The following is a 6380-nucleotide window of genomic DNA, read 5'->3' as shown; positions in this document are numbered from 1 at the left end:
GGTCCTGCAGGTCGCACTCGCCGCCCTGGTCGCAGATCGGGCAGTCCAGCGGGTGGTTGATGAGCAGGAACTCCATCACACCCTCGCGGGCCTTCTTGACCATCGGGGTCTTGGTGAAGATCTCCTGGCCCTCGGCGGCCGGCAGGGCGCACGAGGCCTGCGGCTTCGGCGGACCGGGCTTCACCTCGACGAGGCACATCCGGCAGTTGCCGGCGATGGACAGGCGTTCGTGGTAGCAGAAGCGCGGGATTTCTTCCCCAGCCAGTTCCGCGACCTGCAGAACCGTCATGCCGGGCTCGAACTCGACTTCGACGCCGTTGACCTTGGCGATAGCCATTCTTGTTACTCCGCCGCGATCAGCTTGGCGCCCTGCACGTGCAGGCGACCGCTACGATAGGAAGCGATCCGCTCCTCCACCTCGTGGCGGAAGTGACGGAACAGGCCCTGGATCGGCCAGGCGGCCGCGTCGCCCAGGGCGCAGATGGTGTGACCCTCGACCTGGGTCGTAACGTCCAGCAGGGTGTCGATCTCTTTCGGATCGGCCTCGCCGGTCGCCATGCGCTCCATGACGCGCCACATCCAGCCGGTGCCTTCGCGGCACGGCGTGCACTGGCCGCAGCTCTCGTGCTTGTAGAAGTACGACAGGCGGGCGATGGCGCGGACGAGGTCGGTCGACTTGTCCATGACGATCACGGCCGCGGTGCCGAGACCAGAGCGCAGGTTGCGCAGGGCGTCGAAGTCCATCGGAAGGTCTTCGCACTGCTCGGCCGGAATCATCGGCACGGACGAGCCGCCCGGGATGACAGCTTTCAGGTTGCCCCAGCCGCCGCGGATGCCGCCGCAGTGATCCTCGATCAGCTGGCGGAACGGGATGCTCATCGCCTCTTCGACGTTGCAGGGCAGGTTTACGTGGCCCGAGACGCAGAAGAGCTTGGTGCCGGCGTTGTTCGGACGGCCAAAACCAGCGAACCAGGCCGCGCCGCGGCGCAGGATCGTGCCGGCGACGGCGATCGACTCGACGTTGTTGACCGTGGTCGGCATGCCGTAGAGGCCAGCGCCCGCCGGGAATGGCGGCTTCAGGCGCGGCTGGCCCTTCTTGCCTTCCAGGCTTTCCAGCAGGGCCGTCTCTTCGCCGCAGATATAGGCGCCGGCGCCATGGTGGACGTAGAGGTCGAAGTCCCAGCCGTGGAGGTTGTTCTTGCCGATCAGCTTGGCCTCGTAGGCCTGCTTGATCGCCGCTTCCAGGATCTCGCGTTCGTAGACGTACTCGCCGCGAATGTAGATGTAGCAGGCGTGGGCCAGCATGGCGCGCGAAGCGATCAGGCAGCCCTCGATCAGGAGATGCGGATCATGCCGCATGATCTCCCGGTCCTTGCAGGTGCCCGGCTCGGATTCGTCGGCGTTGACCACCAGGTAGTGAGGACGTCCCTCCTTCACTTCCTTGGGCATGAACGACCACTTGAGGCCGGTCGAGAAACCGGCGCCGCCCCGGCCGCGCAGGCCGGAGTTCTTCATGTTGTCGATGATCCAGTCGCGCCCGGCGTCCAGGATGTCCTTGGTGCCATTCCAGCAGCCGCGCTTCTTCGCGCCCTCAAGGCCCCAGTCCTGGAGACCGTAGAGGTTCGTGAAGATGCGGTCCTTGTCTTCGAGGATACCGACCATGACTCAGCTTTGCGGATCGAATGGATGGGCGCGCACATAGCGCGTCCGACGGAGGATGACATAGGCGAAAAGCAACCAACCCACACCAATCGTGGCGAGGCCGGCCCAAACCGCCCAAACGGGAGCGCCTTGCCCAGAGCGGCCCCAGATCAGGAGCAGCGCGCCAAGTAGGCAGGCCAGGAGACCCAGACCGCGCTCGCGGCGGCCCACGCTCTTGACCGTGTGGAAGTAAGCCGTGCGGCGGGCGTCGATCGCAGTGTCGCTCACGACACGCCCTCCCCGCCCTTGGTCGCGCGCATCCAGCCCACGATGAACCAGACGTGCGACCCCAGGCCGGCGATGATCGCACCCAGGAAGACCAGCCGCAGCCAGTCGATCCGAAGCGACACCGCGCCATAGATCGCGACGCCGGCCAGCACGAAGCAGACCGCGTTGATGACGAGCATCGCGGTCAGGCGCTTCTTCTGGAGGGCGGCGTCGGCGGTCATGTTAGGCGGTCGGCTCCGACTTGGCCTTCGAAGCCTTGGGCTTCTCGGGCAGGTTCGGGATCTTGATCTTCTTGGCGGCCGAGCCGTCGTACAGCTTCGGATCCGTCAGGGTCTGGATCTTGCCCTTGGGTTCAGAGGCGCCGCGGCCGTCATAGCTGCCCGGCTTCGGCGCCTTGCCGGCGGCGAAGTCGTCCAGGATCTGGGCCAGGCTCTCCGGCGTCAGGTCCTCGTAGTAATAGTCGTTGATCGCGGCCATCGGGGCGTTGCAGCACGCACCCAGGCACTCGACCTCTTCCCAGCTGAACTTGCCGTCCGCCGAGACGTGATGAGCCTCGCCGATCTTGTCCTTCAGCACGGCCTTGAGGTCCAGCGCGCCGCGCAGCTGGCACGGCGTGGTGCCGCACAGCTGGACGAAGGCGACCTTGCCGACGGGCTGCAGTTGGAACATCACGTAGAAGGTGGCCACCTCCAGCACGCGGATGACCGGCATCTCTAGTTGCTTCGCGATCTCCTGGATCGCGGGCTCGGAAATCCAGCCTTCCTGCTTCTGGGCCAGCCACAGCATCGGGATCACCGCCGACTGCTTGCGGGCGGCGGGATACTTGGCTTTCCACCAGTCGGCCTTGGCCTGGCTCTCGGCCGTAAAGGCGAAGCTGGCGGGCTGTTCTTTAGCGAGACGACGGACGCTCATCGGGCGAAATCCACGCGGGCGATCTTGTCGCCCTTGAAGGTGTAGATGGCGGCGACCTGAAACGGCGCATCGCCGTTCCCGCGGTCGACATGCTCGTGATCGATCACGTTGGACCCGACCACGATGCGGTTCAGCAAGGTCGCCTTGTTCTTGGGGAACTCGGCGAAGGTCTTGGCGTAGAAGGCGCGGTAGGCGTCGATGCCGGTACGGGCCACGTCGCCATTCAGGCCCGCGACGACCACGTCGTCGGCGAAGTGGGCGCAGTGCGCGTCCAGGTCCTGGGCGTTGTAGGCGTCGAGCTGCGCCTGGGCGATATCGGCCAGGCTCACCGGTCGACCTCGCCGAACACGATGTCGAGCGAGCCCAGGATGGCCGAAACGTCGGCCAGCTGGTGGCCCCGGTTCATCCAGTCCATGGCCGCCAGGTGCGAGAAGCCCGGAGCCTTGATCTTGCAGCGGTACGGCTTGTTGGTGCCATTGCTGACCACGTAGACGCCGAACTCGCCCTTCGGCGCCTCGACGGCCGCATAGACCTCGCCTTCGGGCGTCTTGAACCCCTCGGTATAGAGCTTGAAGTGGTGGATCAGGGCTTCCATCGAGCGCTTCATCTCGGCGCGACGGGGCGGACTGACCTTGTTGTCCTCGCTCAGCACCGGGCCCGGCGTGCCGCGCAGCATTTGCACGGCCTGCAGGATGATCTTGGTGGACTCGCGCATCTCCTGCATGCGGCAGAGGTAGCGATCGTAGCAGTCGCCATTCTTGCCCAGCGGGATGTCGAACTCGAACTCATTGTAGTTCTCGTACGGCTGGTTGCGGCGCAGGTCCCAGGCGATGCCTGAGCCGCGGACCATCACGCCCGAGAACCCCCAGGCCCAGGCGTCTTCCTTGCTGACCACGCCGATATCGACGTTGCGCTGCTTGAAGATGCGGTTGTCGGTGATCAGGCCTTCGATGTCGTCGCAGATCTTGGGGAAAGCCTTCGCCCAGGTCTCGATGTCATCGATCAGCTCAGGCGTCAGGTCCTGGTGGACGCCGCCCGGACGGAAGTAGTTGGCGTGCAGACGAGCGCCGCAGGCGCGCTCATAGAAGATCATCAGCTTCTCGCGCTCCTCGAAGCCCCAGAGCGGCGGCGTCAGGGCGCCGACGTCCATGGCCTGGGTCGTCACGTTCAGCAGGTGATTGAGAATGCGGCCTATCTCGCAGAACAGCACGCGCACGATCTGGCCGCGACGCGGCACCTCGACGCCAAGCAACTTCTCGATGGCCAGACAGAACGCATGCTCCTGGTTCATCGGCGCCACGTAGTCGAGGCGGTCGAAGTACGGGATGTTCTGCAGATAGGTCCGCGCTTCCATCAGCTTCTCGGTGCCGCGGTGCAGCAGGCCGATGTGCGGATCGACGCGTTCGACGATTTCGCCGTCCAGCTCCAGCACCAGGCGCAGCACGCCGTGCGCGGCAGGGTGCTGAGGGCCGAAGTTGATATTGAACTTACGGACGGGCGTCTCCGGAATGGCCGGAGCCGTCGCTTCGTCTCGGAAGAAGTCGGTCGCCGCGGCGGGCGCGTTCGTGCCAGTCATGACTTAAGCGTCCCCTGCCCGCTTTTCGGCTTTCTCGTCGCCCGGCAGGGCGTACTTGGCGCCCTCCCACGGAGACAGGAAGTCGAAGGCGCGGAACTCGGTGATCTTCACGGGTTCGTAGACGACGCGCTTCAGCTCGTCGTCGTAGCGGACTTCCACATATCCGGTCATAGGGAAGTCCTTCCGCAGCGGATGGCCATGGAAGCCGTAGTCGGTCAGGATCCGGCGCAGGTCCGGGTGCCCTTCGAAGAACACGCCGTACATGTCGAACGCTTCGCGCTCGAACCAGTCAGCGACCGGGAAGACGGGCGTGGCGCTCGGGACCGGCGTATCCTCGTCGGTCTGCACCTTCAGGCGGATACGGACGTTCTTCACCATCGACAGCAGGTGATAGACCACGTCGAAGCGGCGCTCGCGTTCCGGATAGTCCACCGCCGTGAGGTCCACCAGCTGGTGGAAGCGGCAGTCGGGGTGGTCACGCAGGAACTCCAGCGCCTGGACGACGCGATGGGCCAGGCCCAGCACCGTCAGTTCGCCAAACGCCACGTGATAAGCGGTGAGCGCGCCGGCGCTGTTGGCGACGATCGCCTGGCCCAGCGCTTCCAGCGGCGAGATCGCCGTTTCGGTCGAAACCCCGTCGGTCATCGCTCGATCGTCCCCGTACGACGAATCTTTTTCTGCAGCTGCAACACGCCATAGACCAGCGCCTCGGCCGTGGGCGGGCAGCCAGGCACGTAGATGTCGATCGGCACGACGCGGTCGCAGCCGCGCACGACGCTGTAGCTGTAATAGTAGTAGCCGCCGCCATTGGCGCAGCTGCCCATCGAGATGACGTAGCGGGGCTCCGGCATCTGGTCGTAGACCTTGCGCAGCGCCGGAGCCATCTTGTTGGTCAGGGTGCCGGCGACGATCATCACGTCCGACTGACGCGGACTGGCGCGCGGCGCGAAGCCGTAGCGCTCAAGATCGTAGCGCGGCATGGCCGAGTGCATCATCTCGACGGCGCAACAGGCCAGGCCGAACGTCATCCACATCAGCGAGCCCGTACGGGCCCAGGTGATCAGGTCGTCGGCGGCGGCCGTGATGAAGCCCTTGTCGGCCAGTTGTTGCGACACGCCGTCGAAGAACGGGTCGTGCAGCTTGGGGTCATACCCCTCGACCGTCGAACGGCCGGCCGAGTTGGCGGGAACGATCACTCCCATTCGAGGGCGCCCTTCTTCCATTCGTAGATAAAGCCAACGGTCAGGACGCCGAGGAAGGCCATCATCGACCAAAAGGCGAACTGGGCCACGTCATGCGGCAGCTTCAGCAGCGTGACCGCCCACGGGAACAGGAACGCGACTTCCAGGTCGAAGATGATGAACAGGATCGACACCAGATAGAACCGGACGTCGAACTTCATGCGCGCGTCGTCGAAGGCGTTGAAGCCGCATTCGTACGCGGACAGCTTTTCCGGGTCGGGCGCCTTGGGCGCGAGCACGGCCGCGGCCAGGATGAAGACGATCCCGATGGCCGCCGCGATCCCTAAAAAGATCACGATCGGCAGGTACTGAAGAAGGAAGGCGGTCATGACGGGCCTTGGCTTGAATCGAGCGGGTTGTAGCCCAGTGTCGCAGCGGCTTCAAACACCCCGGAACACATTGAGAAACGATCGCAACTAGAGCTCGTTTACCTAACGGCGGTTAACCAGTGTCTGGACGCACAATCCTTGCCTACAAAGGCGGGCGCGCGCGTCGCTGCGCCTATTTAAACCATCGAAAGACCAAGCTCTCCACACGCGTTTTGTCGCTTCTTCGATATGGCCGTTGACACGAGTCTTCGAGCGACATATCAGACGCGCCTCGCCGATCGGCGGGTCGCACTTTCGCTTCGGCGAAGGGATATGCGGATGTAGCTCAGTTGGTTAGAGCGCCGGCCTGTCACGCCGGAGGTCGCGGGTTCGAGCCCCGTCATTCGCGCCACC

At 64.6% G+C, this 6380-nt stretch carries 10 protein-coding genes and 1 tRNA gene; 1 reads left to right on the top strand and 10 read right to left on the bottom strand.

What is annotated here, in order from left to right; genetic code table 11:
* The 10 genes from DI526_RS22780 to DI526_RS22735 form a co-directional block, all read right to left on the bottom strand.
* The coding region (locus DI526_RS22780; RefSeq protein WP_304283145.1) for a 2Fe-2S iron-sulfur cluster-binding protein at positions 1–337 on the bottom strand (337 nt) is incomplete at its 3' end.
* 5 nt (positions 338–342) lie between these two features.
* On the bottom strand, positions 343–1662 hold the full coding sequence (gene nuoF / locus DI526_RS22775; RefSeq protein ID WP_304283142.1) for an NADH-quinone oxidoreductase subunit NuoF: 1320 nt from the start codon (positions 1660–1662) through the stop codon (positions 343–345).
* A gap of 3 nt (positions 1663–1665) precedes the next feature.
* Entirely contained in the window at positions 1666–1929 is a 264-nt protein-coding gene (locus DI526_RS22770) for a hypothetical protein (RefSeq protein ID WP_304283141.1), read from the bottom strand.
* On the bottom strand, positions 1926–2150 hold the full coding sequence (locus DI526_RS22765) for a hypothetical protein (protein ID WP_304283139.1): 225 nt from the start codon (positions 2148–2150) through the stop codon (positions 1926–1928). Before DI526_RS22765 ends, DI526_RS22770 begins: the two co-directional genes overlap by 4 nt.
* A 1-nt stretch (position 2151) precedes the next feature.
* A complete protein-coding gene (gene nuoE / locus DI526_RS22760) occupies positions 2152–2841 on the bottom strand; it encodes an NADH-quinone oxidoreductase subunit NuoE (RefSeq protein ID WP_304283137.1) in 690 nt (229 codons plus the stop codon).
* Positions 2838–3170: a nuclear transport factor 2 family protein gene (locus tag DI526_RS22755; RefSeq protein ID WP_304283134.1), complete on the bottom strand. Its 333-nt coding sequence runs from the start codon at positions 3168–3170 to the stop codon at positions 2838–2840. The genes nuoE and DI526_RS22755 overlap by 4 nt, the downstream gene beginning before the upstream one ends.
* The gene (locus DI526_RS22750; protein WP_304283132.1) at positions 3167–4417 is read right to left on the bottom strand and encodes an NADH-quinone oxidoreductase subunit D; all 1251 of its coding nucleotides are present in this window, start codon (positions 4415–4417) and stop codon (positions 3167–3169) included. Before DI526_RS22750 ends, DI526_RS22755 begins: the two co-directional genes overlap by 4 nt.
* Before the next feature lie 3 nt (positions 4418–4420).
* Positions 4421–5062 (bottom strand): NADH-quinone oxidoreductase subunit C, encoded by a 642-nt coding sequence (locus tag DI526_RS22745; protein ID WP_304283130.1) that lies wholly within the window; start codon positions 5060–5062, stop codon positions 4421–4423.
* Positions 5059–5640: an NADH-quinone oxidoreductase subunit B family protein gene (locus DI526_RS22740; protein WP_304283128.1), complete on the bottom strand. Its 582-nt coding sequence runs from the start codon at positions 5638–5640 to the stop codon at positions 5059–5061. Before DI526_RS22740 ends, DI526_RS22745 begins: the two co-directional genes overlap by 4 nt.
* A complete protein-coding gene (locus DI526_RS22735; RefSeq protein ID WP_304283125.1) occupies positions 5610–5987 on the bottom strand; it encodes an NADH-quinone oxidoreductase subunit A in 378 nt (125 codons plus the stop codon). The genes DI526_RS22740 and DI526_RS22735 overlap by 31 nt, the downstream gene beginning before the upstream one ends.
* 314 nt (positions 5988–6301) lie before the next feature.
* Between DI526_RS22735 and DI526_RS22730 the strand changes: the two genes are divergently transcribed.
* Positions 6302–6378: transfer RNA gene (locus DI526_RS22730), tRNA-Asp, on the top strand.
* Positions 6379–6380 lie beyond the last annotated feature (2 nt).

This window comes from Caulobacter segnis, assembly GCF_003243465.1.
Classification (GTDB): domain Bacteria; phylum Pseudomonadota; class Alphaproteobacteria; order Caulobacterales; family Caulobacteraceae; genus Caulobacter; species Caulobacter segnis_A.
Note: the sequence above shows the minus strand (reverse complement) of the source record. Positions and strands in the feature narration are given on the sequence as shown.

What these genes read in the sequence shown, in the direction of transcription:
- DI526_RS22765 (WP_304283139.1), bottom strand. Translation starts at nt 2,150, where the DNA reads ATGACCGCCGACGCCGCCCTCCAGAAGAAGCGCCTGACCGCGATGCTC.
- DI526_RS22735 (WP_304283125.1), bottom strand. Translation starts at nt 5,987, where the DNA reads ATGACCGCCTTCCTTCTTCAGTACCTGCCGATCGTGATCTTTTTAGGG.
- DI526_RS22750 (WP_304283132.1), bottom strand. Translation starts at nt 4,417, where the DNA reads ATGACTGGCACGAACGCGCCCGCCGCGGCGACCGACTTCTTCCGAGAC.
- nuoF (WP_304283142.1), bottom strand. Translation starts at nt 1,662, where the DNA reads ATGGTCGGTATCCTCGAAGACAAGGACCGCATCTTCACGAACCTCTAC.
- nuoE (WP_304283137.1), bottom strand. Translation starts at nt 2,841, where the DNA reads ATGAGCGTCCGTCGTCTCGCTAAAGAACAGCCCGCCAGCTTCGCCTTT.
- DI526_RS22745 (WP_304283130.1), bottom strand. Translation starts at nt 5,062, where the DNA reads ATGACCGACGGGGTTTCGACCGAAACGGCGATCTCGCCGCTGGAAGCG.
- DI526_RS22740 (WP_304283128.1), bottom strand. Translation starts at nt 5,640, where the DNA reads ATGGAAGAAGGGCGCCCTCGAATGGGAGTGATCGTTCCCGCCAACTCG.